We start from the raw sequence: 1,099 nt of genomic DNA, 5'->3' as shown, positions 1-1,099 counted from the left end.
GATGTGGCGTTTCACCGGGATCGATAAGACCTTTAGGAAAACCCAGTTCGTAACGCTCTGTACCAGCAGCGTATTCACGTACCAACAGTAAATCGCCCTGCTCGGTTATCGGTACAACCATTACGGCATCGCGGCCACTTGGCTTCATGCGCTCATAAGTGCGATGCTCGCCATTGGAGAAGCGAAGGTCGAGGGCTTCCACAGCAAACAGTTTTGATCGTGCGACCGTCTGACAAGAGAGAATCTCTGGTGGGGTCCTTTTCGACATGGCGCTGACTCCTTGGTGTCGTTGGCTTTTGTAAGGTGCGTAAGATTCTTAATATATGAGAACTCTGCAAGAGTTGCTAGTTTGATTTCATCGCTTCGGCAGTGTTCGCTCGATAACCTTGAAAGAGGTCGTGTGTGACGAAGAATCTCACGTGTTTAATGGATTGTTCAGATACAAAAATGGGAGACCAAAGCCTCCCATTTTCACCGACGATAAGCTCTTAGTAGTAAGAGTGGTCACCACGGTCGTGTTCTGTTGCATCTCGAACTGCTGTTAGCTCACCAACGAACTGGTTTAGTAGCTCTTTCTCGATGCCTTCTTTTAGTGTTACGTCAACCATTGAACAACCGTTACAGCCGCCACCGAATGCAACGATAGCTACGCCTGCTTCAGTAATCTCAACCAAGTTCACGTGACCGCCGTGGCCAGCAAGCTGTGGGTTAACTTGAGTTTGGATAACGTACTCAACACGCTCAACAAGTGGCGCATCATCCGACACTTTACGCATTTTTGCGTTTGGTGCTTTCAATGTCAGTTGAGAACCCATTTTGTCGGTAACGAAGTCGATTTCAGCGTCTTCAAGGAAAGGTAGGCTTAGCTCATCCACGTAAGCTGAAAAACCTGCGTAAGGGATCTCAGTGTCGGTCGCTTCAACCGCTTCTGGTGGGCAGTAAGATACGCCACACTCAGCGTTTTGTGTACCTGGGTTCACAACGAAAATACGAATGTTAGTGCCTTCTGGCTGTTGGCCTAGAAGGTTAGCGAAATGCGTTTGCGCAGTTTCTGTAATAGTAATATTTGACACGACGAATACCCGAGTAAATTTGTAGG

General features: G+C 47.9%; 2 protein-coding genes. Both read right to left on the bottom strand.

Annotated features, from left to right (window positions below):
- Positions 1–268: NUDIX domain-containing protein (locus tag R7P35_RS25885; protein WP_318093318.1), on the bottom strand; the 268-nt coding region annotated here is incomplete at its 3' end.
- 220 nt (positions 269–488) lie between these two features.
- Complete coding sequence (gene nfuA / locus R7P35_RS25880; RefSeq protein ID WP_005458964.1) at positions 489–1,073, bottom strand: Fe-S biogenesis protein NfuA; 585 nt, start codon at positions 1,071–1,073, stop codon at positions 489–491.
- Between the last annotated feature and the right edge of the window lie 26 nt (positions 1,074–1,099).

The sequence above is a fragment of the Vibrio sp. Vb0304 genome, from assembly GCF_033338995.1.
Classification (GTDB): Bacteria; Pseudomonadota; Gammaproteobacteria; order Enterobacterales; family Vibrionaceae; genus Vibrio; species Vibrio alginolyticus.
This window is presented reverse-complemented; position numbering and strand designations above follow the sequence as displayed.